The organism is Streptococcus plurextorum DSM 22810 (assembly GCF_000423745.1).
GTDB lineage: Bacteria > Bacillota > Bacilli > Lactobacillales > Streptococcaceae > Streptococcus > Streptococcus plurextorum.
The window spans coordinates 39,549-64,754 of the sequence record NZ_AUIO01000003.1; the positions used below are offsets into that span (position 1 = coordinate 39,549).

Consider the following 25,206-nt stretch of genomic DNA (forward strand, 5'->3'; position numbering starts at 1 on the left):
GATAGCATCAAGATAATCCATTAAAGAATGTCCTAAAGGGGCATTCTTTTTGTGTTCTGTTTACTAAACTGTTATATAAAATATTGTATTTTGTGTTATAATGAGGACAAGGATTTTTGGGAAAGGTTATAAAATGGACATCTTAACGGCATTAGCAACTTTTTCGATGATTGAAACAGAACATCTGTACCTCCGTCCCTTTTCTTTTGCAGATGCTGAAGCTTTTTTTACAATCAGTCAAAATGCTGATAATTTGGACTTTATTTTTCCTCAACAAGAGACAAAAGCAGCGAGCGACTATCTGTTGGTTCATGGCTTTTTAAAGTCCCCGCTGGGTGTTTGGGCGATAGAGGACAAGGTTTCACAGTCTTTAATAGGTGCCATTAAATGTGAAAAAACCGACCTATTAAAACAAGAAACAGAGATAGGCTATTTTGTAAAGAAAGAATTTCAAGGCAGAGGCTTGGCTACTGAAGCTCTAAGTAAAGTAGCACGAATCTGTCTTAAAGCGTGTCGGTTTAAAAAACTCCATTTGATTACCCATTTAGACAATATAGCCAGTCAGCGAGTTGCAGAAAAAACCGGATTTCGGTGTGTTCGTCGCTATAAGGGAAGTGACCGCTACACTCACAAAGTACGTCAATATTTAGCATTTGAAATGACTAGGGGAGATGACCATGAGTAAGCACCAAGATATTTTAGATTACCTTGAGAATTTAGCTGTTGGTAAACGTGTTAGTGTCCGTTCCATTTCAAACCATCTAAAGGTGAGTGATGGGACAGCTTATAGAGCCATAAAGGAAGCCGAAAATCGAGGCATTGTAGAAACAAGACCTCGCTCAGGGACCGTTCGTGTAGAAAAGAAAATGCGGGTCCGCTTGGATAAGTTGACTTATGCGGAAATTGCTCGTATTAGTGATTCGGAAGTAGTTGCTGGTAGCAGTGGTATCGGCCATGAGTTTAGCAAATTTTCGATAGGTGCCATGACACGTGAAAATATTTTGCGTTATTTGGTTAATTCAGGCCTTTTGATTGTCGGAGATCGAGAGGATATCCAATTGCTAGCCTTAGAGCATCATAATGCGGTTCTTGTGACAGGAGGATTTCCAGTTTCAGAACGTGTTAAAGCTATGGCAGAGCAAACGGGTATACCTGTTATGGTAACGAGCTATGATACCTTTAGCGTAGCGACGATGATCAATCATGCCCTTTCAAATGCTAGAATCAAAACTGATGTCAAAACCGTTGATCAAATCTATCAATTTAAGAGCGATTATGGTTACTTGCTACATACGGATAAAGTCAGAGATTTTCATCAGTTGGTCAAAAAGGTTAACCATGTGAGGTTCCCGATTGTGGATGACACAGAAAAGGTCGTCGGTGTTGTCAGCATGAGGGATATTGCTGAGAAAGATGGAGATTTGACTCTGGATAAGGTGATGACGACTGTTCCTTTTACCACTAGACCAAGTGTTAGTCTTGCTAATATCAGCCAAAAAATGATTTTTGAAGACTATAATATGGTTCCAGTTGTTTCAGATGATCAAGAGCTCTTGGGTGTTATCACACGGAGACAGATTTTGGAAGGCATGCAAAATCTCAAACATCCCAACCTCCATACTTATAGTGAACAGATGTTGGCACACCTTCATCAGGAAAGCAGTGATTTTTCATTTGTGGTAGAGCCTTTAATGTTGGATCACACGGGACACCTAGCTCAAGGGGTACTGGCTGAGTATTTCAAGGAAGTGGCTTATCGGCTTTTAAATAAAAAGAATAAAAAAAATATTATTATTGACCAAATGATGATATACTTCTTAGAGGCTGTTCAAATCGATGATCAGCTGACTATTGCACCAAAAGTTGTCAATGAAAGTCGCCGCAGTGGGATTCTGGACATTGATATTTACCTAGAGTCGCAACTGGTAGCTAAAGCTATGGTGACAACCAAAATGACCTGATTAATGACATGAGAAAGGATAAAAAGACGCACAAGCGTCGTTAATGAACTATGATAACATTAAAATCTCAACGTGAAATTGAAGCCATGGATAAGGCGGGTGATTTTTTAGCCTCTATTCATATCGGATTGCGAGATATTCTAAAGCCTGGCGCAGATATGTGGGAAGTGGAAGAATATGTTCGACGTCGTTGTAAGGAAGAAAATGTCTTGCCACTTCAAATAGGGGTAGATGGGCATGTGATGGATTACCCTTATGCCACCTGCTGTGGTCTAAATGATGAGGTTGCTCATGCATTTCCACGCCACTACATCTTAAAAGAGGGCGATCTTCTCAAGGTCGATATGGTCTTGTCTGAGCCTCTAGATAAATCAATGATTGATGTCTCAACCTTAGACTTTGATAATGTCTCTGAGATGAAAAAATACACCGAAAATTATAAAGGTGGCTTGGCAGATTCTTGTTGGGCTTATGCTATTGGAAATGTCTCTGATGAGGTTAAACAACTCATGGATGTAACCAAAGAAGCCATGTATCTTGGCATTGAACAAGCAGTTGTCGGCAATCGTATCGGAGACATTGGCGCAGCCATTCAAGAATATGCTGAGCGTCACGGTTATGGTGTGGTCCGTGATCTTGTCGGTCATGGTGTTGGGCCAACCATGCATGAAGAACCTATGGTTCCAAATTATGGTGTTGCTGGTCGAGGGCTTCGCCTTAAAGAAGGTATGGTTTTAACTGTTGAGCCGATGATCAATACTGGTACATGGGAAATTGACACTGATATGAAGACGGGCTGGGCTCATAAAACGCTTGACGGTGGCCTTTCTTGTCAGTACGAACATCAATTTGTCATTACCAAAGATGGCCCAGTTATTTTAACAAGTCAGGGAGAAGAAAGAACCTATTAATCATGAAAAAGCCTAGTTTACTTGGTCGGTTACTAGACAAGTTACAGTGGCGCCCCTTACAGGTATTTTTGAGACATTATCGTAGTGCTGAAATGGATATTTCGTCGATTGCGGTGGCCTATTACCTAATGCTGACAGCATTTCCCCTTATTATCATTGCGGCTAATGTTTTTCCTTATTTGAATTTAGATTTGTCAGATATGCTATCTTTTGCAGAGCATCATCTTCCAAAATCACTTTATCTTATGGTTGACAGTGTCATTACTAATATTTTTTCAAAACCATCAAGCAGTATGCTTAGTATTGCTACCTTGACTGCTTTTTGGACAATGACAAAGTCTCTAACATCGCTTCAAAAAGCAGTCAACAAAGCTTATGGTGAAGCAGATCATCGTGATTTTTTGATTAGCCATTTCATCGGAGTTATGCTGAGTTTTTTGATCCTTTTCTTGTTGACCTTTGTTTTGTTGTTGACGACTTTTTTAAAGACAGGTCTGCAAGTCATTGGTCAATTTTATGGGCTTAGTCCCCATCAAGCACAGCTTGTCTTGGATTTGGCGCACCCTTTGACAACGCTAATTATCTTTACAGGTGTCGCGATTCTCTACTTCACATTGCCGAATGTGAAAATTAAAAAATTGCGTTTTATCCTCCCTGGAAGTATTTTAACGACTTTAACACTGACTTTGTTTAGTAATGTTTTTGGAGCTTATGTCTTGGACACTTTTACAAGGATGATTGATATAAAAACCTTTGGTTCAGTAGTGATTTTCATTATTATGCTGTGGTTTATTTTTGTGGCTTCTATCCTAATTTTTGGGGGTATTCTCAATGCGACTTATCAGGAATTAAGTAGCGGTAGCTTGGAGAGTAGAAGAGGAGATGTCATACAGATTATTCAAGAACGGCGTGAAAATAGGGAGTAGCACAATAAAGTAGAGAGGCACATGTATTTTACAGAAAAAAAGATGAAATTCATGTAACCCTTTCCAAAAAAGTGGTATAATACAAAGTAGGAAATATTTTGGAGGTGTCATTATGGCAGTAAAAGATTTTATGACCAAAAAGGTGGTCTACATCTCACCGGATACTACAGTTGCTCATGCAGCGGACATGATGAGAGAGCAAAAATTGCGTAGACTTCCGGTTATTGAAAATGATCGCTTGGTTGGTTTAGTTACTGAAGGAACCATGGCAGAAGCTCAGCCTTCTAAAGCAACTAGTCTTTCAATATATGAGATGAACTATCTGCTCAATAAGACAAAGATTCGAGATGTCATGATTAAAGATGTGGTGACCATTTCGCCATATGCTAGTCTTGAAGATGCCATTTACCTTATGATGACTCACAATGTTGGTGTTTTGCCGGTGTCTGAAAAAGGCTATCTGTCAGGCATTATTACAGATAAAGATATTTTTCGTACCTTCCTTAAGGTTTCAGGTTATGGTGAAGCAGGGATTCGCTTGCGCGTGTTGACCGAAGACAGTGTTGGTGTTCTCGAAACGATTGTCAAGACCATTTCGGACGAAAACCTCAATATCCGTCGTACAGTTATTGCTGATGAGAGTCACGGCAAAGTGGTTGTTGAAGTGCAAATTGATGGGGATTTTGATCTTGGTGTTTTGAGAGAAAAGTTGGAAGCTCACCGTATTGTCATTGACAGTCTTGAAAAAACACAGGCAAAAGCAGGTATTTAAAAAGAAGAACTTTAAAAGCATTAGCAACTTGGCTAGTGCTTTTTGAATGACTTTTTGATAAAATATAAGGCAGAACGTCTCTTGTGGTCTGATACAAGGGGTGATTATTTCCGAGAAAGTAACATGATGAAAACAGGTTTTTTAATATCTTTTGAGGGGCCAGATGGCGCTGGGAAAACAAGTGTTCTAGAGGCCCTCATTCCTCTCTTGCAATCTAAAATAAGTAATGATATCCTAGCCACTCGCGAGCCTGGGGGCATTGCCATTTCTGAAAAAATTCGCGATATTATCTTGGATGTTAATCATACTAATATGGACGATAAAACTGAGCTGTTACTTTATATTGCAGCTCGTCGTCAACACTTGGTTGAAAAGATTAAGCCGGCCTTAGCATCAGGGAAGATCGTTTTAGTGGATCGATTTATCGACAGTTCTCTAGCTTATCAGGGCTATGGGCGTGGTTTGGGACTTGATGAGATTGACTGGTTAAATGCTTATGCAACGGACTATTACAAACCAGATTTGACCCTCTATTTTGATGTCAGCTCAGAAATTGGCCTTGAGCGTATTGCACAAAATGCAGATCGTGAGGTCAATCGTCTAGACTTGGAAGCTCTAGAAATGCACCAAAAAGTTCGTATGGGGTATTTGAACATAGCAGAGCAGGAGCGTCAGCGGATAGTGACTATTGATGCTAGCCAATCTTTAGAGAAAGTGATAGAAGATTCTTATCAGGTCATTCTAGAGGCTTTAGAGAGAAAAAATAATGCAAATAGCTGAGTTACAACCCAGACTCTATAATCATTTTTGCCATATTTTAAAGAAAGAGCATCTGAGTCATGCCTATCTGTTTTCAGGAGATTTTGGATCGTTTGATATGGCGCTATTTTTGGCCAAAAGCCGTTTTTGTCAGAATTTAAGCGAAGGTATCCCGTGTGATGATTGCCGATCCTGTCGTTTAATTGCCAATCAAGAGTTTGCGGATTTAGTCATCGTGGAGCCACAGGGACAAATCATCAAAACAGATACCATTAGAGAGTTAACACGAGACTTTTCAAGGTCGGGACTTGAAGGAGAGAATCAGTTTTTTATCATTAAGGATGCGGATAAAATGCACAGCAATGCAGCGAATTCGCTTTTGAAATTTATTGAAGAGCCTCAAAGTCAATCTTATCTGATACTGTTAACTTCTGATGACAATAAGGTGCTTCCTACGATTAAAAGTCGTTGTCAGCTGTTTACTTTCCCAAAACAGACCTCCTACTTAGAACATCTCGTGATGCAACAAGGGCTTTTAAAGCGTCAAGCCAGTCTCATCGCTCAAGTGGCAACAAGCCTAGAAGAAGCGCGAAACTTATCTGAAAATAGCAAGTTTTTGGAGTTGGCACATGCCTTGGAGCGCTTTGCCAAACAGTTAGATAGAGATAAAGATGGTGCTTATCTTGAGGTGGCAAGGCTATCAGTCATCGCAAATGATAAAGATAACCAAGACTCGGCTTTTAGATGCTTAATCGTTATATTAGCCCAACAACATCAACCCCACTTATTAAGTCGCATCTATCAAGCCAGACAGATGTGGCAAGCTAATGTCACTTTTCAAAATGCCTTAGAATATTTTGTTCTCGGCTAAAAGATAGTAAGGAGAAGGAATGGACAAAAAAGAACTTCTATCAAAAATGGAAACTTTCTCCCAGCAGTTTATGGAAACTCTGGCAGAGTTTGAGGCAATCAAGAAGCAAGTTCAAGGAGTCTTTGAGGAAAATGCCCGTCTACGTATGGAAAATAATAGCCTCATAGAGCATCTCAAACAAGCCAGCAATGAAGAACCAGTCCACAATCCCTACAGAGGTCAGCAATATTTGGAGTCGATTTATGAAGAAGGCTTTCATGTCTGTAACGATAGCTATGGTCAGAGATTAGATGACAAATACCCAAGCTGTATGAGTTGTGTAGAGTTTCTTTACGGGGAGAGAGATGCAAGTACAAAAATCATTTAAAAATCAGACAGACTGTGGTACCCTTTATTTGGTGCCAACGCCTATTGGCAATCTAGCAGACATGACCTTCAGGGCAGTTGAAGTTTTGAAAACAGTCGATTTTATCTGCGCAGAAGACACCAGAAACACTGGACTTCTTTTGAAACATTTTGCTATTGAAACGAAGCAGATTTCCTTTCATGAGCATAATGCCTTCAACAAGATTCCAGACCTATTGGATTTGCTATCATCAGGAAAATCACTTGCACAGGTATCTGACGCAGGAATGCCCTCCATTTCTGATCCAGGTCATGATTTAGTGACAGCAGCCATCGAGGCTCAGATACCAGTGGTGGCGCTACCGGGTCCATCTGCTGGTTTAACAGCCTTAATAGCCTCTGGGCTTGCTCCGCAACCCCATGCTTTTTATGGCTTTTTGCCTAGAAAATCTGGGCAGCAAAAGGCTTTTTTTGAAAGAAAAAAAACCTATCCAGAGACTCAAATTTTCTATGAGAGCCCCCATCGTGTGTCAGGTACATTGACAAATATGCTAGCGGTTTATGGCGATAGAAAAATCACCGTTGTTAGAGAATTGACCAAACTCTATGAAGAATATCAAAGAGGTTCTATCTCAGAGATTCTTGCTTACTTGGAAGACCATCCGCTCAAAGGAGAATGTTTGATGTTAGTAGAAGGTCATACAGAGTCCGTAGAAGGGGTAGAAAACCTAACAACTCTATCTCCTGCTGCCTTAGTAGCGGAGCTTATTGCCCAAGGAAAAAAGCCAAACCAAGCCATTAAAGAAGTTGCTAAAACTTACAACCTCAATCGACAAGAGGTTTACAATGCTTATCACAACATTTAGAAAGAAAGTCATGACAAAATACCCTAATCTCTTAGAACGTTTTTTAACCTATGTCAAAATCAATACGCGTTCAGACGCTACAAGCCAGACAACCCCATCAACGCCAAGCCAGGTAGACTTTGCTCTTAAGGTTTTGAAACCTGAAATGGAGCGCATTGGCCTAGTAGATGTGCATTACTTAGAGCACAATGGTTATATTGTGGGAACGCTTCCTGCCAATGGACAAGGTTTTAACTATAAAATTGGCTACATTTCTCATATCGATACCGCTGATTTTAATGCTGATAATATCTGTCCGCAGATTATTGAAAACTATGATGGTGGTGCCATTGCTCTTGGGACATCAGGATATAGGTTGACCCCAAAAGATTTTCCAAGTCTGGACAAGTACGTCGGTCAGACGCTCATTACCACGGATGGGACAACATTGTTAGGGGCAGATGACAAGTCTGGTATTGCTGAAATCATGACGGCGGTTGAGTATTTGGCGAATCACCCAGAAATTGAACATGGGGAAATCCGTGTTGGTTTTGGACCAGATGAAGAAATTGGTGTCGGAGCGGATAAGTTTGATGTCGCTGATTTTAATGTAGACTTCGCCTATACCATTGACGGTGGACCATTGGGAGAGCTTCAGTATGAGACCTTTAGCGCTGCGGGTGCCGAACTGCGTTTTATTGGTCGTAACGTTCATCCAGGTACTGCGAAAGGTAGCATGATTAACGCTCTACAATTAGCCATGGACTTCCACCAACAATTACCTGCAACAGATCGTCCAGAATTGACAGAAGGTTATCAAGGTTTCTACCATCTGCATGGACTAGGTGGGACGGTTGATGAAGCTGTGAGTTCTTATATCATCCGTGATTTTGAAGATGAGGCCTTTGAAAATCGCAAAGCTGAGATGGAGCGTATCGCTGCTAAGATGAATGCTGAGCTAGGAGAAGAGCGTATCATACTTAAACTTCATGACCAGTATTACAATATGAAAAAAGTCATTGAAAAAGATATGACACCAGTTCAATTAGCTAAGAATGTCATGGAACAACTTGACATCACACCCATTATTGAGCCAATCCGTGGCGGGACAGATGGTTCAAAAATTTCCTTTATGGGAATTCCAACACCTAATATTTTTGCAGGTGGAGAAAACATGCATGGACGATTTGAATACGTCAGCTTGCAGACCATGGAAAAAGCCGTCGATGTTATTATTGGTATCAGTAGTTACAAAGATTAAATCTAGAAACAATTCTTAATTTATGATAAAATGAAGGAGGAGGCTAAGGGATGATTAAACTGTTTGGGAAAATCAGATATCACTGGCAGCCAGAACTGTCATGGTCCATCATCTATTGGTCCCTGACCTTTATGCCACTTTTTATTGGGATGTCATTGCTTTATGAAAAAATAGAAGTTCCAATGGTCTTCTTTGTCTTAGTTGCCATATTTGGGACCTTATTCAGCTTAGGGTTGCATCGTTATTTTATCATTGGAGATGCTAACTATTTGGAAATTGTTGATATCCAATTTTGGAAGAAGACAATTGTCGTGATATCAGACATCAAAAAGATAGAAGTGACCAAAACGACCTTATGCTTAATTTTGGCAGATGGTCAACATAAGATATATGCCATGCGAAAATGGCCTAAGAAGTATTTCCTGGATGCTTTAGCTATTCATCCCGATTTTGAGGGGGAAGTGGAGCTTCTGGACAATTTCATCAAGTTGGATTATTTTGAGCATTATCAAAATGATAAAAAAGCCCCTTAATCAAGGATAAGGGCTTTTGTTGGACATGATTTGACTGCTAATACCGCATTTGAGTCAGGTTCAGACAAGGTCAGACTGAGTTGATCACTGTCCGAAAATTTGACAATACCATCATCATGGTAGTCAAAAAGAGTTGAATAAGTTTGACAAAGCCCGCAGGCGATACATTTTTCTGGAATAAGAGATACTTTCATAGTATTATTGTAATATGAATTTTTTAAATTAACAAGGGAGAAGAGATGAGTAGAGATCCGTGGGAAGAACAAGTTTTTCCAGAACCCGAACATGAAGGAAACCGTCAGCGTCGACAGGAGGTTGTTAGAACGCCTGTTTTGACAATTTTGTTGAGTATTTTCTTTGTCATATTTGTTGGGATTCTATTATTTATTTTCTACACTTCAAATGGTAATACGAGTCGCGAGGAAGCAACGACAGGATTTTACGGCGCCTCCACCGTTGCCAACAATGACCAAGCAAACTCTACCACCACTACAACAGCATCAGAATCAGAGACTGAAGTAGAAACGACTCGTTCAACAACAGCCCTTGTCCGTAATGGTGGCACCATCGTGGTAGAAGCAGGCGAAGGTGCTAGTTCTATTGCAGCACGAGCAGGGATCTCCATGGAGACTCTCTATGCGCTTAATCCAGAGAAAATGACTGGTCCTGGAGGAACTTGGTATGCCAACCCAGGCGATGTGGTTTATATTAATTAGAAAGTAAATGATGTCAAAAATCAAAATTGCTATTGATGGTCCTGCCTCAAGCGGGAAATCAACTGTAGCCAAAATTATTGCCAAAAATCTAGGATATACTTATCTTGACACAGGGGCTATGTATCGGTGTGCCACATATCTAGCGCTTAAATACCAGTTGACTCAAGAGCAAGTTTCAGAGCTTCTGACGCATTTGGCTCAACATCCCATTTCTTTTGAAAAAGATGCTTCTGGTAATCAAAAAGTCTTACTAGGAGATAATGATGTGACACTTGCTATCCGTCAAAATGATGTGACCAACAATGTGTCTTGGGTGTCTGCTATTCCAGAAATTCGTGAGGAATTGGTGGCCCAACAACGTCGTATCGCTAGTGGCGGAGCGATTATCATGGATGGTCGTGATATCGGTACAGTGGTCTTGCCTGATGCAGAACTCAAGATTTTCTTAGTTGCTTCGGTAGAGGAGCGAGCGGAGCGGCGCTTTAAGGAGAATCAAGAAAAAGGCATACCAACTGATTTTGAAACCTTAAAAGAGGAAATTGCAGCGCGTGACTACAAGGATAGTCATCGTAAGGTTTCCCCTCTCAAAGCAGCTGATGATGCTATCACTTTTGACACAACAGGTATTACGATAGAAGGTGTTGTGAATTTTATTCAAGAAAAAGCGAAAAAAATCATTGACAAGGGTTAGTTATTTCTGCTATAATAGTAACAATGAGAAAAGCAGAAGTGAGAACTTCTCGCCTTGCGACTTAAGTTGTCTGGCCCAACATGTCAAATTTCAGCAGTGAAATAAAATGTGTGCGGGCTTGATTTATCAAGTCCGCTTTGTTTTTCTCTAAAAAAATGAAGAGGTGAAGATCATAGCTAAAAAGGATCTATTCATCAACGACGAAATTCGTGTTCGCGAAGTTCGTTTGGTTGGTCTTGAAGGTGAACAATTAGGTATTAAACCATTGTCAGAAGCTCAAGCGCTTGCCGATCAGGCAAATGTTGACCTGGTTCTTATCCAGCCACAAGCGACACCACCTGTTGCCAAAATTATGGACTATGGGAAATTCAAGTTTGAGTTTCAAAAGAAACAGAAGGAACAACGCAAAAAACAAAGTGTTGTGACCGTAAAAGAGGTTCGTCTTAGCCCAGTTATTGATAAAGGGGACTTTGAGACAAAGCTTCGTAATGGCCGTAAATTCCTTGAAAAAGGAAATAAGGTTAAAGTTTCTATCCGATTCAAAGGACGTATGATTACCCATAAGGAAATTGGGGCAAAAGTCTTAGCTGATTTTGCTGAGGCGACGCAGGATATTGCTATTATTGAGCAACGCGCTAAAATGGATGGTCGCCAAATGTTCATGCAACTTGCACCAATCCCTGACAAGAAATAACTTGTCACTGTAAATTATTTTAAGGAGAATTTTAAAATGCCAAAACAAAAAACACACCGTGCATCAGCTAAACGTTTCAAACGTACAGGTTCTGGTGGATTGAAACGCTTCCGCGCCTTCACATCACACCGTTTCCACGGTAAAACTAAAAAACAACGTCGTCACTTGCGTAAAGCAGGCATGGTACATGCTGGTGACTTTAAACGTATCAAATCAATGCTTTCACAAATGCGTTAATCAGCATTTGCACACTGATGTTAACTAACTGATTATTTGGAGGAAAATATAAATGGCACGTGTTAAAGGTGGCGTTGTTTCACGCAAACGTCGTAAACGTATTCTTAAATTGGCTAAAGGTTACTATGGAGCAAAACACATCTTGTTCCGTACTGCAAAAGAGCAAGTAATGAACTCTTACTACTATGCATACCGTGACCGTCGTCAGAAAAAACGTGATTTCCGTAAACTTTGGATTTCTCGTATCAATGCAGCGGCTCGTATGAATGGTTTGTCATACTCACAATTGATGCATGGTTTGAAACTTGCTGAAATCGAAGTAAACCGTAAAATGCTTGCTGACTTGGCAGTTAACGACGCAGCAGCTTTCACAGCGCTTGCAGATGCTGCTAAAGCAAAACTTGGTAAATAAGATACAAAGAAGTCTATTGATTTAGGCTTCTTTTTGTAATATGGAGATGTTGTGAAAAGACTTTATTTTTTAGATGGTTTAGGATCTCATGAAGGATACACAGTGAGATTTAGAGAACTGCTTGCGAAGAAAAAGATTGATCTGGTTTATTTGCCCTATCCAGAGAATGGCTTTACTAGCCAAGCGGACCTTTTAGAGTGGTTTAATGAGCAAGTTGATGAAGATAAGATTAGGCTGATGGGGTTTTCTTTAGGAGCTGATCTAGCAAATAGCCTGACTCGTCTATCTGAGAAAGTGCGGCAATTAATTTTATTAGATGGGGGTCTAAGGGTTCATGATTTATCAACCATGTCCTTAGATGACGAATTAGAGGAAGCTTTTAGCTATCTTGAAAGGTCAAAGACTAGAGATTTGGCTAACCTTATCGCTAAGGAAAAAGAAGGTAAGGAAGATTTTCCGCAGTTTCTCGAAGAGGCTATTCGTGACGCTTATGTGTTTGATTCAAGGGAAAATCAATACGTCCTAAAATTATCAGCTCAAGCTGTAGAGCATCTCATCATCACAAGACGAGAGTCTTGGCAAGGAAATGACACTCCCCTATCAGTTCCAACTGTGGTCATTTTAGCAGGTCAGCCTAAGCATTATGCAGAAGAGAAGCGGAAACGGTTATTGCATTTTTCAAATCTAGCGATTTATGAATTGAGCGAATCGGGTCATCAGCTCTATCTCGAAAAGGATGAAGAGCTTGCCTCCTTATTGGATAAGATGATTACCATATAAAAGTGTCTGGAAACATGTTTCTTGTCTTAGAAACGGAGTCTCCTCCAGATTTTGGAAGACCAAGATAAAAAAGTGGCTAGGGCAGGGTTCAGAGCATCAGAATCCTACCTTAGCCATTTGTTATAGTTTGAAATGGATGTTTTATAGTGACGAAGCGTCTTTTTTTGTACCGATAAAGCCCTTACTGATTAGTAAGATGTAACCGACTACGACATAGGCAGCAGCAATAATGGCTGAATTAATCAGCACGCGCTCTAACCCATACTTGTTCACATTGATAAAGAAGTACGCATAAGGACTATCTACAGCTCCTGGAATAGGCAATTTCATGACCATGCCATTGAAAATCGCAAAAGCAAAGTAAGCTAGTGGAACTATTGTCCAACTAAAAGGATCAAACCAACGATAAACCTTCTTGTTATCCAAGAAAAGGGTGTCTAAAATCATGCCAATAGGAGCGATATAGTGTACAAGGAAATTTCGAATATTCCAGTAGTCTTCTGGTTTGGCAATTGGAGCTAACATGAAATGATAGATGATACAAGTGATCATAATAGCCATAGTCACTCCACCTTTGATGCGAAGCAAACGTGGAGAAGTGTGACGAGTTCCTCCCTTACTTTCCAAAAAGATGAGGAAAAAGAGGAAGGAGAAAACAAGTGTGTTGGAGAGGACGGTATAATATAAGAGCATGCCCCAACCATCTTGATAGATTTGCATGGTGACACCAGCCAATCCACAGAGGGCAATAAGAAGGCGATAACGTTGAAGGTTTGACATGTGACTTCCTTTCTTTGATAATCAAACTATTTTACATTATACCATATTTTTACTTGACCTGACAGTTGAATAGCCTTAGAATAGAAAAAAAGAGATTAGGGGAGCGTATGGGGACACTTATTGATTATCTGAAAGAAAATGGGCAGACGCCATTTTCACAATTACCATTCAATGAACTGGATCTTGTTTGCCTAAACGAATTAGGCTACCTTCCTTTTGGTGAGCATTTGGAAGGTCATCAGAGAATGCGTTTTTCTGAGATAAAAACAATCTATCAAGAGCAAAAAGCTAATATTGCCTATGATTTTATGGTGACGAGAGAGCGTATTCAGCTGTTTGAAGCTGTATTAGACAGTTTGCGTTTTGCTGACTTGGAAATAGCTGACTATGTCAATGATGTCAATTCAGAGTTTGAAAAGCAGTTTGCTGCGATGGTTTTTTACCTGCCTGACATCCAGCATTGTCAAGTGGTCTTTCGTGGTACGGATGACAGCTTGATTGGTTGGAAAGAGGACTTTAAGCTAACTTATATGAGTGAAATTCCTGCTCAGCGTTCAGCAGTCACCTATCTACGGGACGTTTTGGAAAGCACGGAGCAATCTGTTTGTGTGACGGGACATTCAAAAGGTGGAAATTTAGCGGTTTATGCCGCCAGTCATCAAGAAGCTAGTAGACAAGCTCAGATTAAGCTCGTTATGATGTTGGATGCTCCTGGATTTAGCACAGCTTTCTTTCAAAAGCAAGGTTATCAAATGATTCGAGATAAGTTGATAGTGATTCGACCGAAAGATTCAATCGTTGGGGTAATGCTCCAGCTGGATGTACCAGCCTTAGTTGTCGATGCTCACTCTTTTGGCGTATCGCAACATTCGGTGATGACTTGGAAGGTTTCAGAACAAGGGTATTTTATGGGGGCTGAGCCTACAGCTTTAAGCAATCAGTTGAGTGGTACCTTTGATCAATGGATGGCAAATTTGAGTAAGTCAGAATTGAAAATGCTAGTTGATTTATTGTTTGATACTTTGATAGATAGTGGCATTGATAACTTGAACCACTTGAATCAAAGAGAAGGCTTAGGATCATTGCTAGTTGCTTTTGGCAAACTGAATCAGATTCATCGTAACAAACGGCAACTTATCCAAAAATCCTTATGGCAATTTCTAACAGCCTTTGCCCAGAATGGTCATGGAAACCCCATATCATTAAGGCAACCCCAAGCATTTTTAAAATCAAAAGTTCAAAGAAACCAATGACTCTAGGAAAAGATTAAATCATAACATGTGATCATCTTCTTAAAAGATTAGAAAACGACCAAAGAGATAGCGATGATAAATCAGCTTCCTTTAGTCGTTTTTTGATATTACTTTTTGTTTTTCGGGGGAATGCTTCTAACTGGTATAGCTACTTGGTGAAGAAAACCTTATTTGTTATTGAAGAGTCAGATGAAACGATAGGTGTCACATTTTGTGGCAGTATCAATGGATGATTAGTCAACTGCTATTGACATGAAAAATGTACAAAAATAATGTTCATGTCAATTGATTATCATTGCTCTAGATGTGCTGTCTTGCGATATTCAGTCAGTAGCTTTTGTGCGGTTTCTTGATTTCGTAATGTTGCTTTTAAAAAGTTTGGTAGCAAGTGTTTGACCTCTTTTTCACTTGCTCCAGCCAGTAGTAGCAGAGATTTAGCTTGTAATTTCATGTGCCCAGCTTGAATGCCTGTAGAAGTCAAGGCTTTGAGCGCTGCAAAATTTTGTGCTAACCCCAGCGAAAGAATAAGGCTTGCTAATGTTTTGGCTTTAGGCTGACCAAGGATTTGATGGGCAATTGCAACAGTGGGATTAAGCCCAATGGACCCTCCTTTAGTAGCAATCGGCATGGGCAGTGTCAGTTCTCCTAAAATCTGCTGATTGTCCTTGTCATAGCTCCACGTCGATAACCCTTGATAAGCACCGTGCCTGCTAGCATAGGAGTGGCCGGCAGCTTCGATGGCTCGCCAGTCATTTCCAGTCGCTAAAACAAGGGCGTCAATTCCGTTGAAAATGCCTTTGTTATGAGTGGCAGCACGATAAGGATCCACTTGTGCCAATTGACTGGCTAACTCAAATTTTCGCGCAAATTCTTCGGCCTCAGTTTTATCGCGACTCAAGAAGCGTAAATCCACATGACATTGAGCGGTTACGAGACTATCAGTAGCATAATTGGATAGAATAGCCATGAGACTTTTACCTAGGGAGAGCTCTTCAAGTCTTGGTGTTATAGCTTCTAACATGGTGTTAAGCATATTTGCCCCCATGGCTTCCTGAGTGTCTACGCTGAGGTAAACGATGAGAAAGTTTCCTTTTTCTTGCAACCAAAGGTCACGCGCACCGCCTCCTCGTTTGAGGATAGAAGGATGTGCTTGATTTGCTAAAGCTAATAGCTGCGCTTTGTGGTTAAGAATCTTCTGCTCGGCACTTTTCCTGTTAGAGACATCATAGAGGGCAACTTGTCCAATCATCAGGCGATTGTGAATGATTGTTTTAAATCCCCCAGATCGTCCGATAATCTTGGCAGCAAAACTGGCAGCGGCAACAACAGAAGGTTCTTCAGTGACCATGGGTAAATGAAAAGTTTCGCCATCCACCAAGAAATTTGGAGCGATAGCAAAGGGAAGCGAAAAAGTTCCTAGAGTATGCTCAACCATTTGATTGGCAGTATCAAGAGAAAGTTGCTGATTGTTTTGGAGCCACTCCAGTGTTTCTTGGGAGAGGAGGGGGGCGATATGTTCCTGTCTCTCTTTAGGTGTTCGTTTAGAAAATCCAGTCCAGTTAATTGTCATTTGCTTTGTAAATCCGTTGGTGTTGGTCAATATGACTGAGTCGAAAAGCACCAGTCTTGTAAGTCTCAAAAGAAGTTGATCCTTCTTGGTCAAGGACTAGTTCTTGATAAAAGAGTTTTTCATAGTCAGTAACAGACAAAGGGATACGTTGAGTTAAGCTATCAAGACGGTTAGTCTCTAGCATCTTTTCATAACCTGAGACAAGAGTAACAGAAAAAATTTCTGATACGGCACCTGACCCATAAGAGAAAAGGGCAATGCGATCTCCAGCTTTTAGTGTCCGACTCGTTTCCAGCAAAGACAAGAGTCCCAGGTAGAGAGAGCCTGTATAGATGTTCCCGACTTGGCGACTATAGGTGATAGACGATTCAAAGTTAGCCACTAGCTCTGCTTGCTTTTCTTTGGGTAACTCTCTTGTCATCAGCTTTTGGAGACCTTTGAGTGCTAATTTTGGAAAAGGGAGGTGCAAGCAGAAGGCTGTGAAGTCTTCTAAGCCCGATTGGTTACGCTGTTGGTATTCTTCCCAGGTAGTCTTTAAACTGTCTAGATATTGTTTGGTTGAGTACATGCCATTGACAAAAGGAGTGTCCGAGTAGTTTGGACGCCAAAAATCCATGACATCTCGAGTTTGAGCGACATTGTCATCGTTGAAAGAGAGAATCCGTGGGTTCTTAGTCACTAACATTGCAACAGCCCCAGCACCTTGGGTCGGCTCGCCGGACGCATGGATACCATATTTAGCAATATCAGAAGCGATAACTAGAACTTTGCTATCAGGGTTGGCTGCAACGTGGAGTTTGGCGTAATTGAGTGCAGCAGTAGCAGCGTAACAGGCTTCTTTAATTTCAATGGACCGTGCAAATGGTTGAATGTCAAGTAAGCTATGAACATAGATGCTAGCTGCTTTTGATTGGTCAATACCGGATTCTGTTGCTAAAATCACCATATCAATAGCTGCTTTATCTGCTTGATCTAGGATAGTTTGGCTAGCAGAAGCTGCTAAAGTGACGATATCTTCTGAAATTGGGGTAATACTGAGAGCGTCTAGCATTAGACCCACTGAAAATTTTTCAGGATCAACCCCTCTAGCCTGAGCCAAATCAGCCATATCTAGAACATATTGTGAGGTTGCAAATCCAATTTTATCAATTCCGATAGTCATTTTTTCTCCACTCATATAGACTTATTATGTATTTTTATTTTCCCATCTTATCTGTCAGAACAAGTAGGTATCTGACAGAATTTTCCATCATCCATTCTACCATATTTTGAAAAAAAGCCATAAGACCTGAGACCTAATTTTTTCGTTGGATTTTTGAAAGGATTTTCGGTAAAATAGCAGAGCGAAAAGGATAAGAAAGTGACTAATGATGACAAAAGCAGATCATATTTTTAAAAACAACATCAAAAAAATCCTAGAGGAAGGTGTTATGAGTGAGCAAGCTCGGCCTAAATACAAAAATGGTCAGACGGCAAATTCTAAGTACATCACTGGGAGTTTTGCTGAATATGACTTGTCAAAAGGTGAATTTCCCATCACTACCCTTCGTCCCATTGCCATCAAATCAGCTATTAAAGAAATTCTTTGGATTTACCAAGATCAGTCCAATAGTTTAGATATGCTTGAAGAAAAATATAAGGTACACTATTGGAATGATTGGGAAGTAGCAGGGCTGTCTGCCAATAATGGTGATAAGCGCTCTATTGGTCAGCGCTACGGAGCTATCGTCAAAAAGCATGATATCATCACAAAAATGCTTAAGCAGTTGGAGGAGAATCCGTGGAATCGCCGTAATGTGATTTCACTTTGGGATTATGAGGCCTTTGAGGAAACTTCAGGGCTACTACCTTGTGCCTTTCAAACCATGTTTGATGTGCGCCGTGTGAATGGGGAGATTTATCTGGATGCAACCTTGACGCAACGTTCCAATGACATGTTGGTAGCACACCATATCAATGCCATGCAATATGTGGCTTTACAGATGATGATTGCTAAGCATTTTGGCTGGAAAGTTGGAAAGTTTTTCTACTTTATCAACAACCTCCACATCTATGACAATCAATTTGAACAAGCAGAGGAACTCCTTCGCCGTCAGCCAAGTACTTGTCAACCGAGACTGCTTTTAAACGTACCAGACGGGACTAATTTTTTTGAGATCAAACCAGAAGATTTCGAGCTGATAGATTATGATCCTGTTTACCCCCAACTCAAGTTTGATTTAGCTATCTAAGGCCATTATTGAGTAGCTTAGCACATCAAACAGTGTTTAAATCAGCAATTTTTGGAGCTTTTTGGTAAACTAGACTTATGACAACTAATAAAAAAATCATTGCCATTTGGGCTCAGGCTGAAAATGGTGTAATTGGAAAAAAACAGACCATGCCCTGGCATCTACCTGCTGAATTCAAGCATTTCAAAGAAACCACGATGGGTCAGGCTATTTTGATGGGGCGGGTTACTTTTGATGGCATGAATCGTCGTGTCTTGCCTGGTCGTGAAATTTTGATTTTAACACACGATTTAGACTTTAAGGCAGATGGGGTAAAAGTTGTTCATTCTGTTGATGAAGCGATGTCTTGGTTCAATAGTCAAGATAAAAATCTCTATATTGCTGGAGGTTCTGCTATTTATAAGGCTTTTGAACCTTACTATCAACAATTGATTCAAACCACCATACATGCAACTCTTGAGGGAGATACTTATTTTCCAGATATTTCAAAAGAGAATTTTGTGCTCGTTTCTGAACAAGTGATTGCTAAAGACGATCAAAATGCATATGATTTTACGATTGCGATACTGGATAGGAAAGGTAAAGCTTAATGCAACGCAGTATTTTCGGAGTTTTCACAGCTTTTTTAGGGGTGATTTGTATTTTGGCAATAGGCCCAGCTCTGCGTAAAAAACGCTATGGTTTAGCTTTATTCTGTTTACTTAATGCTGTTACCAATCTTGTCAATACCATCCACGCCTTCTCAGGGACACTATTTTAGAAATTAGGAAAAAATACAATGGCGACAAATCGAAAAAATGACCACCATGTTTACTGCTCATTCTGTGGTAAAAATCAGGAAGAAGTACGTAAAATCGTTGCAGGGAACGGTGTTTTTATCTGTAATGAGTGTGTGGAACTATCACAAGAAATTATTCGTGAGGAATTAGCAGAAGAAGTTCTTGCTGACTTGACAGAAGTGCCAAAACCAAAAGAGTTGCTGGACATTTTAAACCAATACGTGGTGGGTCAAGACCGAGCTAAACGAGCTTTAGCTGTGGCGGTTTATAATCACTATAAGCGTATCAGCTTCACGGAAAGCCGTAATGAGGATGATGTGGATTTACAAAAATCAAATATCCTCATGATTGGCCCAACAGGTTCAGGTAAGACCTTTTTAGCACAGACTTTGGCTAAAAGTTTAAATGTACCATTTGCCATTGCAGATGCGACCTCTTTAACAGAAGCGGGTTATGTGGGCGAGGATGTTGAAAATATCCTGCTGAAACTGATTCAAGCAGCAGACTACAATATCGAACGTGCTGAGCGTGGTATTGTTTACGTTGATGAGATTGATAAAATCGCTAAAAAAAGCGAGAATGTCTCTATCACACGAGATGTCTCTGGTGAAGGTGTCCAGCAAGCCCTGCTTAAAATCATTGAAGGGACCGTGGCTAGTGTTCCGCCACAAGGTGGACGTAAACACCCTAATCAAGAAATGATTCAGATTGACACTAAAAATATCCTATTTATCGTTGGTGGTGCATTTGACGGTATTGAGGAAATTGTCAAACAGCGCATGGGAGAAAAAATCATTGGATTTGGACAAAATAACAGAAAAATCGATGATGATGCTTCTTATATGCAAGAAATCATTTCAGAAGACATTCAAAAATTTGGTCTGATTCCAGAATTTATCGGTCGTTTGCCAGTTGTTGCAGCGCTTGAGCAATTAACTGTTGAAGATTTGGTGCTGATTTTGACAGAGCCTCGAAACGCTTTAGTCAAACAGTACAAGACCCTCCTATCCTATGACGGTGTTGAATTAGACTTTGACCAAGAAGCATTGGAAACCATTGCTGCTAAAGCCATCGAACGCAAGACAGGAGCTCGTGGTCTTCGTTCCATCATTGAAGAAACCATGTTGGATGTGATGTTTGATATTCCTAGCCAGGAAGATGTTGTAGGGGTTCGTATCACTAAGGAAGCTGTGGAAGGTAAGGAAGCACCTATCCTTGAAACAGCTTAGGAGGTTTTATGTCAGATACATTTTTAAACACACATAATGCCTCACTTCTCCTTAGCGCTGCTAATAAATCACACTATCCTCAAGATGACCTGCCAGAGATTGCCTTAGCTGGGCGTTCAAATGTTGGAAAATCAAGTTTCATCAACTGTCTTTTAGGGAGGAAAAATCTGGCGAGGACGTCGAGTAAGCCAGGTAAAACGCAATTACTGAATTTTTTCAATATTGATGACAAAATCCGTTTTGTCGATGTACCAGGCTATGGCTATGCTAAGGTTTCAAAATCAGAGCGCCTCAAGTGGGGGAAAATGATTGAAGAGTATTTAACTAGCCGGGAAAATCTTAGAGCTGTAGTCAGCTTGGTTGACCTGCGTCATGAGCCCTCGGCGGACGATGTTCAGATGTATGAATTTCTCAAGTATTATGACATCCCCGTTATTATCGTAGCCACTAAGGCGGATAAAATTCCGCGTGGTAAATGGAACAAGCATGAGTCAGTTGTTAAGAAAAAACTCAATTTTGATAAATCGGATTCTTTTATTATTTTTTCATCTGAAACACGTCAGGGTTATGATGAAGCTTGGGAGACGATTTTAGGACATCTATGACAAAAAGCGAAGCTTAATCAGTTATCTGAAAAGGCTTCGCTTTTAATGTTGTCGTAAAGGGTGAATAGCTGGGAATCTAGGCTTCTAAGGGCATAAAATGGCCAACAATTTTACCGATAATACGCGGTCCTTCATCGTAAGGAGCAAACTTATCCTTATATTTAGGGTTAAGGGAAACCAGACGTAGTCCCTCCTCTTCACGATAAACCTTCTTGATGTAGGTCTGTCCATCCCAATCTACAGCATAAACAGCACCGTCATAATCAAAACCAGTCTGTTTGATGAGGGCAACTTCGCCGTTTAAATAGACTGGATTCATGCTATCGCCAAAAATCCAAGAGGCAAAGTCATGGTCTAATTCTTCCTCGTAAAAAACCGTGTCATAATTGCCATCGTTGTAGTATGAAAAGCCCCCACCAGCTGATAATTTTTCGTAGACTTTATATTCAAAACGTGGTTTGGCTAGGCGTCTTTGCTGATCGAGTTCATCTTTAGCAAAATTAATGACTTTTTCTTTTCTATCAGGATCTAATTGGTTAAAAATCTGCGTCAGTTTAGGGACTTGCGCACTTTGGCCGTAGAGAATGTAGTCGGTGCTTGTATCCAGAAGTGCTGCGATTTTACTCAGGCGTTGTCCAGTAGGGAGTGATTTTCCAGATTCCCACTTTGAGATGGTGCTATCAGATTTGTAGCCTAATCGCTTAGCGAGTTCGGCTTGTTCTAACCCAGAAGCTAGTCTCAATTGACGTAGTCGCTCTGCTATTTCCAAAGACATAAAAAACTCCTTTACAAAATGATAAGAAAATAATATCATATACTTGAAAAAAAATCAACATACCTGAAAAAAATTCATTCAGAGCGATTTTGTTTTGCAAAAATGGCTAAAAACCTGTAATATAGAAAGGATGATAAGTATGGAGGTCAGTTTTGGCTAAGAAAGAGATTAACATAAATAACTATAATGACGATGCCATTCAGGTACTGGAAGGGTTGGACGCCGTCCGCAAACGCCCCGGAATGTACATCGGCTCAACAGACGGGAATGGGCTTCACCACATGGTCTGGGAGATTGTCGATAACGCTGTTGATGAGGCCCTCTCCGGTTTCGGTGACCGAATTGATGTGACCATTAACAAGGACGGCAGTCTGTCCGTTTCCGACCGTGGACGTGGTATGCCCGTTGGTATGCACGCTACCGGCAAGCCAACCGTAGAAGTCATCTTCACCGTTCTCCACGCAGGTGGGAAGTTCGGTCAAGGTGGCTACAAGACATCAGGTGGTCTGCACGGGGTTGGTTCTTCGGTGGTCAATGCCCTGTCCAGCTGGTTGGAAGTGGAGATTACCCGTGACGGAGCGGTTTACAAGCAACGGTTTGAGCAGGGCGGAAAACCAGTCACGACCTTGGAGAAGATTGGTACCGCACCAAAATCAAAAACAGGCACAAAAGTAACCTTTATGCCTGACGACACCATTTTCTCAACGACTGATTTCAAGTTCAACACCATTGCCGAACGCCTGAAAGAATCAGCCTTCTTGCTCAAACAGGTCACCATGACCTTGACAGACGAGCGGACAGGTGAGCAGGAGGAGTACCACTATGAAAATGGCGTGCAGGACTTTGTGTCCTACCTCAACGAAGATAAGGAAACTTTGACACCTGTCCTCTATTTTGAAGGAGAAGATGCAGGTTTCCAGGTCCAAGTGGCCATGCAGTACAACGACGGTTATTCAGACAACATCCTGTCCTTCGTCAACAACGTTCGGACCAAGGACGGCGGTACCCATGAAACAGGGCTCAAGCTAGCCATTACCAAGGCTATGAACGACTACGCCCGCAAGACCAACTTGCTCAAGGAAAAGGACAAGAATTTGGAAGGCTCTGACTACCGTGAAGGTCTGTCTGCGGTCCTTTCTATCCTTGTCCCAGAAGAGCATTTGCAGTTTGAAGGGCAGACCAAGGACAAGCTAGGAAGCCCCTTGGCACGACCTGTGGTGGACGGCATTGTATCGGACAAGCTGACCTTCTTCCTTTTGGAAAATGGCGAGCTAGCATCTAATCTAGTCCGCAAGGCCATTAAGGCCCGTGACGCCCGCGAGGCCGCTCGTAAGGCCCGTGACGAATCCCGAAATGGTAAGAAAAACAAGAAGGACAAGGGCCTCCTATCAGGAAAATTAACTCCAGCCCAGTCCAAAAATCCAGCCAAAAACGAACTCTATCTGGTCGAGGGGGATTCAGCCGGAGGCTCTGCCAAACAGGGCCGTGACCGCAAATTCCAAGCTATTCTACCCTTGCGTGGTAAGGTTATCAACACCGCCAAGGCAAAAATGGCGGACATTCTTAAAAATGAAGAAATCAACACCATGATTTACACCATTGGTGCAGGTGTTGGGTCGGATTTCACTATCGAAGATGTCAACTATGACAAGATTATTATCATGACCGATGCGGATACGGACGGTGCCCACATTCAGACTCTCTTGCTGACTTTCTTCTATCGCTATATGCGACCTTTGGTAGAAGCTGGTCGGGTTTACATTGCCCTGCCGCCACTTTATAAGATGTCAAAAGGCAAGGGCAAGACAGAAAAGATTGCTTACGCTTGGTCTGACGGGGAATTAGAAGATCTCCGCAAGGATTTTGGCAAGGGCTTTATCCTCCAACGCTACAAGGGACTTGGTGAGATGAATGCCGATCAGCTCTGGGAAACAACCATGAACCCTGAAACCCGTACCCTTATCCGTGTCACCATTGAAGACCTAGCCCGTGCTGAACGCCGTGTATCCGTCCTCATGGGGGATAAGGTCGAGCCACGCCGCAAGTGGATTGAGGACAATGTCAAGTTTACATTGGAGGAAGCGACAGCTTTTACTAAATAATCTCAGGGAAATTGAGGTGCAGTATGGTTTTAGAAAATAAATTGGGGATTGAAAATTCGGCTGAATTAGCTCGACTTGAGGAACAAATCAGCAAGAGAAAAGCAGCTCAACTGTTTGAAACTGGTCAACTGTTCCAGATAGAAGTTGGGACTTTTACAGGTTTGGCACACATTCATCAGGCTCTATTTGAGGATATTTACGACCTTGCAGGCAAAATTCGTGACGTCAACATTGCCAAGGGGAATTTTCAATTTGCTCCTCGAATCTTTCTGGAGCAGTCTTTAGCCTATATCGACAAGCTACCTCACGAAACTTTTGATGAAATCGTTGAAAAATATGCGGATATGAACATTGCTCACCCTTTCCGTGAGGGAAATGGTCGTAGTATGCGTATCTGGTTGGATTGTATGCTGCGAGCTAGTTTGGGCAAGGTCCTTGATTGGAATAGCATTGATAAAGATGAGTATTTCAATGCCATGGTTAGAAGCCATGTATCAACAGGTGAACTCAAGTACTTATTGCTACATTCTTTGACTGATGATCTTGGTCAGGCTACTTATTTCAAAGGCATCGACCATTCCTATTATTACGAAGGATACAACCTCTATCGGACAGAGGATTTGTAACTCTAGCACAGACAGACTATGTGAGGTGTTTTATGCCAATACCTATTCCTAAACTTCCTAATCGTTTGACCCAGACTGCGAAGAACTGGGCAGATAAGCAGAAGGAGGAGCTGGCTCAGGTGGACTTGAAAGAGAAATTTGACCTGGCGCTCCAGTCTTGGAAGTCTAAAAAGACAGAAGCAGAGGCGGCTCAGCTTCTAGCTGATTCGGATAAAATGGAGGAATTTCTCCAAGGGGTTGAACTTAAACTGAAAAAGGTGCCTTTTGCTGGTGAGAATTTGGCTGTGGTGCCAGGGATGATTTCCCTTATCCGTAGCTATATCAAACGTGATTATCAGGAAGTTCCCAAGGGTGTCCTCTTGGCAACAGTTGGTGCATTGATTTATTTCTTTAGCCCTGTTGATGCCTTGCCTGACTTCCTTCTGGGACCTGGTTTGCTGGACGATGCTTTTGTGCTTGGTGCCTGCTTAAAACTCATCAAGTCAGACTTAAGCGACTTCCGTGACTGGCAAGCAAGCCAGACTAAGCTAGAGGAGTAGCTC

30 protein-coding genes and 1 other annotated feature are annotated in these 25,206 nt (G+C 41.2%); of the genes, 25 read left to right on the forward strand and 5 right to left on the reverse strand.

What is annotated here, in order from left to right:
* The first annotated feature begins 133 nt into the window (after window positions 1–133).
* The 11 genes from G575_RS0103210 to G575_RS0103260 all read left to right on the forward strand — a co-directional run bounded on the left by G575_RS0103210 (window position 134) and on the right by G575_RS0103260 (window position 9,184).
* A complete protein-coding gene (locus tag G575_RS0103210; protein ID WP_027971426.1) occupies window positions 134–685 on the forward strand; it encodes a GNAT family N-acetyltransferase in 552 nt (183 codons plus the stop codon).
* Window positions 678–1,961 (forward strand): CBS-HotDog domain-containing transcription factor SpxR, encoded by a 1,284-nt coding sequence (gene spxR / locus G575_RS0103215; RefSeq protein ID WP_027971427.1) that lies wholly within the window; start codon window positions 678–680, stop codon window positions 1,959–1,961. Before G575_RS0103210 ends, spxR begins: the two co-directional genes overlap by 8 nt.
* Window positions 1,962–2,011: 50 nt before the next feature.
* A complete protein-coding gene (locus G575_RS0103220) occupies window positions 2,012–2,872 on the forward strand; it encodes a methionyl aminopeptidase (RefSeq protein ID WP_027971428.1) in 861 nt (286 codons plus the stop codon).
* Between the two features lie 2 nt (window positions 2,873–2,874).
* The gene (locus tag G575_RS0103225; protein WP_027971429.1) at window positions 2,875–3,798 is read left to right on the forward strand and encodes a YihY/virulence factor BrkB family protein; all 924 of its coding nucleotides are present in this window, start codon (window positions 2,875–2,877) and stop codon (window positions 3,796–3,798) included.
* Window positions 3,799–3,910: 112 nt separating this feature from the next.
* Complete coding sequence (locus tag G575_RS0103230; protein ID WP_027971430.1) at window positions 3,911–4,570, forward strand: CBS domain-containing protein; 660 nt, start codon at window positions 3,911–3,913, stop codon at window positions 4,568–4,570.
* Window positions 4,571–4,696: 126 nt separating this feature from the next.
* Window positions 4,697–5,350, forward strand: a complete 654-nt coding sequence (gene tmk / locus G575_RS0103235; protein WP_027971431.1) for a dTMP kinase — start codon at window positions 4,697–4,699, stop codon at window positions 5,348–5,350.
* Entirely contained in the window at window positions 5,337–6,200 is an 864-nt protein-coding gene (locus G575_RS0103240) for a DNA polymerase III subunit delta' (protein ID WP_027971432.1), read from the forward strand. The genes tmk and G575_RS0103240 overlap by 14 nt, the downstream gene beginning before the upstream one ends.
* 19 nt (window positions 6,201–6,219) lie before the next feature.
* Entirely contained in the window at window positions 6,220–6,567 is a 348-nt protein-coding gene (locus G575_RS0103245; protein WP_027971433.1) for an initiation control protein YabA, read from the forward strand.
* Window positions 6,545–7,411 (forward strand): 16S rRNA (cytidine(1402)-2'-O)-methyltransferase, encoded by an 867-nt coding sequence (gene rsmI, locus G575_RS0103250; RefSeq protein ID WP_027971434.1) that lies wholly within the window; start codon window positions 6,545–6,547, stop codon window positions 7,409–7,411. The genes G575_RS0103245 and rsmI overlap by 23 nt, the downstream gene beginning before the upstream one ends.
* Before the next feature lie 10 nt (window positions 7,412–7,421).
* Window positions 7,422–8,651, forward strand: a complete 1,230-nt coding sequence (gene pepT / locus G575_RS0103255) for a peptidase T (RefSeq protein WP_027971435.1) — start codon at window positions 7,422–7,424, stop codon at window positions 8,649–8,651.
* Between the two features lie 50 nt (window positions 8,652–8,701).
* Window positions 8,702–9,184 carry an EbsA family protein gene (locus tag G575_RS0103260; protein WP_027971436.1) on the forward strand — a complete coding sequence of 161 codons (483 nt, stop codon included), beginning with the start codon at window positions 8,702–8,704 and terminating at the stop codon, window positions 9,182–9,184.
* Here the strand turns inward: G575_RS0103260 and G575_RS0103265 are convergent.
* A complete protein-coding gene (locus G575_RS0103265) occupies window positions 9,181–9,378 on the reverse strand; it encodes a ferredoxin (RefSeq protein WP_027971437.1) in 198 nt (65 codons plus the stop codon). The genes G575_RS0103260 and G575_RS0103265 overlap by 4 nt on opposite strands.
* A gap of 45 nt (window positions 9,379–9,423) precedes the next feature.
* On the opposite strand from G575_RS0103265, the gene G575_RS0103270 reads away from it, so the two are divergent.
* The 6 genes from G575_RS0103270 (at window position 9,424) to G575_RS0103295 (ending at window position 12,714) form a co-directional block, all read left to right on the forward strand.
* Window positions 9,424–9,900: an SAG1386/EF1546 family surface-associated protein gene (locus G575_RS0103270; RefSeq protein ID WP_027971438.1), complete on the forward strand. Its 477-nt coding sequence runs from the start codon at window positions 9,424–9,426 to the stop codon at window positions 9,898–9,900.
* A gap of 10 nt (window positions 9,901–9,910) precedes the next feature.
* Entirely contained in the window at window positions 9,911–10,591 is a 681-nt protein-coding gene (cmk, locus tag G575_RS0103275; RefSeq protein ID WP_027971439.1) for a (d)CMP kinase, read from the forward strand.
* A 24-nt stretch (window positions 10,592–10,615) separates the two neighbouring features.
* Window positions 10,616–10,741 (forward strand) — a sequence feature (ribosomal protein L20 leader region).
* A 13-nt stretch (window positions 10,742–10,754) separates the two neighbouring features.
* Entirely contained in the window at window positions 10,755–11,285 is a 531-nt protein-coding gene (infC, locus tag G575_RS0103280) for a translation initiation factor IF-3 (protein WP_027971440.1), read from the forward strand.
* A 36-nt stretch (window positions 11,286–11,321) separates the two neighbouring features.
* On the forward strand, window positions 11,322–11,522 hold the full coding sequence (gene rpmI, locus G575_RS0103285; protein ID WP_027971441.1) for a 50S ribosomal protein L35: 201 nt from the start codon (window positions 11,322–11,324) through the stop codon (window positions 11,520–11,522).
* A 52-nt stretch (window positions 11,523–11,574) separates the two neighbouring features.
* The gene (rplT, locus tag G575_RS0103290) at window positions 11,575–11,934 is read left to right on the forward strand and encodes a 50S ribosomal protein L20 (RefSeq protein WP_027971442.1); all 360 of its coding nucleotides are present in this window, start codon (window positions 11,575–11,577) and stop codon (window positions 11,932–11,934) included.
* A 102-nt stretch (window positions 11,935–12,036) separates the two neighbouring features.
* Complete coding sequence (locus tag G575_RS0103295; protein WP_156874711.1) at window positions 12,037–12,714, forward strand: alpha/beta hydrolase family protein; 678 nt, start codon at window positions 12,037–12,039, stop codon at window positions 12,712–12,714.
* Between the two features lie 141 nt (window positions 12,715–12,855).
* On the opposite strand, the gene G575_RS0103300 is transcribed toward G575_RS0103295, so the two are convergent.
* Complete coding sequence (locus G575_RS0103300; RefSeq protein ID WP_027971444.1) at window positions 12,856–13,494, reverse strand: Pr6Pr family membrane protein; 639 nt, start codon at window positions 13,492–13,494, stop codon at window positions 12,856–12,858.
* Window positions 13,495–13,601: 107 nt separating this feature from the next.
* Between G575_RS0103300 and G575_RS11070 the strand changes: the two genes are divergently transcribed.
* Window positions 13,602–14,747: an Mbeg1-like protein gene (locus G575_RS11070; protein WP_051176896.1), complete on the forward strand. Its 1,146-nt coding sequence runs from the start codon at window positions 13,602–13,604 to the stop codon at window positions 14,745–14,747.
* Window positions 14,748–15,039: 292 nt separating this feature from the next.
* Here G575_RS11070 and G575_RS0103310 read toward each other — a convergent pair whose 3' ends face one another.
* Both G575_RS0103310 and G575_RS0103315 read right to left on the reverse strand, forming a co-directional pair.
* Window positions 15,040–16,317 carry a hydroxymethylglutaryl-CoA reductase, degradative gene (locus G575_RS0103310; RefSeq protein ID WP_027971445.1) on the reverse strand — a complete coding sequence of 426 codons (1,278 nt, stop codon included), beginning with the start codon at window positions 16,315–16,317 and terminating at the stop codon, window positions 15,040–15,042.
* On the reverse strand, window positions 16,307–17,479 hold the full coding sequence (locus G575_RS0103315) for a hydroxymethylglutaryl-CoA synthase (RefSeq protein ID WP_027971446.1): 1,173 nt from the start codon (window positions 17,477–17,479) through the stop codon (window positions 16,307–16,309). The genes G575_RS0103310 and G575_RS0103315 overlap by 11 nt, the downstream gene beginning before the upstream one ends.
* Window positions 17,480–17,687: 208 nt before the next feature.
* Between G575_RS0103315 and G575_RS0103320 the strand changes: the two genes are divergently transcribed.
* The 4 genes from G575_RS0103320 to yihA all read left to right on the forward strand — a co-directional run bounded on the left by G575_RS0103320 (window position 17,688) and on the right by yihA (window position 21,161).
* On the forward strand, window positions 17,688–18,548 hold the full coding sequence (locus G575_RS0103320) for a thymidylate synthase (RefSeq protein ID WP_027971447.1): 861 nt from the start codon (window positions 17,688–17,690) through the stop codon (window positions 18,546–18,548).
* A 77-nt stretch (window positions 18,549–18,625) separates the two neighbouring features.
* Complete coding sequence (locus tag G575_RS0103325; RefSeq protein ID WP_027971448.1) at window positions 18,626–19,138, forward strand: dihydrofolate reductase; 513 nt, start codon at window positions 18,626–18,628, stop codon at window positions 19,136–19,138.
* 188 nt (window positions 19,139–19,326) lie between these two features.
* Window positions 19,327–20,556 (forward strand): ATP-dependent Clp protease ATP-binding subunit ClpX, encoded by a 1,230-nt coding sequence (clpX, locus tag G575_RS0103335; protein WP_027971450.1) that lies wholly within the window; start codon window positions 19,327–19,329, stop codon window positions 20,554–20,556.
* A gap of 8 nt (window positions 20,557–20,564) precedes the next feature.
* Entirely contained in the window at window positions 20,565–21,161 is a 597-nt protein-coding gene (yihA, locus tag G575_RS0103340) for a ribosome biogenesis GTP-binding protein YihA/YsxC (RefSeq protein ID WP_027971451.1), read from the forward strand.
* A 76-nt stretch (window positions 21,162–21,237) separates the two neighbouring features.
* Here yihA and G575_RS0103345 read toward each other — a convergent pair whose 3' ends face one another.
* Window positions 21,238–21,930: an XRE family transcriptional regulator gene (locus tag G575_RS0103345; protein ID WP_156874718.1), complete on the reverse strand. Its 693-nt coding sequence runs from the start codon at window positions 21,928–21,930 to the stop codon at window positions 21,238–21,240.
* Window positions 21,931–22,088: 158 nt separating this feature from the next.
* On the opposite strand from G575_RS0103345, the gene parE reads away from it, so the two are divergent.
* From parE to G575_RS11075, 3 genes are read left to right on the forward strand one after another with little or no spacing between them, the layout of a single operon-like run.
* Entirely contained in the window at window positions 22,089–24,038 is a 1,950-nt protein-coding gene (gene parE, locus G575_RS0103350; RefSeq protein ID WP_027971453.1) for a DNA topoisomerase IV subunit B, read from the forward strand.
* 23 nt (window positions 24,039–24,061) lie between these two features.
* Window positions 24,062–24,664, forward strand: coding sequence for a protein adenylyltransferase Fic (gene fic / locus G575_RS0103355; RefSeq protein ID WP_027971454.1), 603 nt, complete (start codon window positions 24,062–24,064; stop codon window positions 24,662–24,664).
* 32 nt (window positions 24,665–24,696) lie between these two features.
* The gene (locus G575_RS11075; RefSeq protein ID WP_027971455.1) at window positions 24,697–25,203 is read left to right on the forward strand and encodes a YkvA family protein; all 507 of its coding nucleotides are present in this window, start codon (window positions 24,697–24,699) and stop codon (window positions 25,201–25,203) included.
* Window positions 25,204–25,206 lie beyond the last annotated feature (3 nt).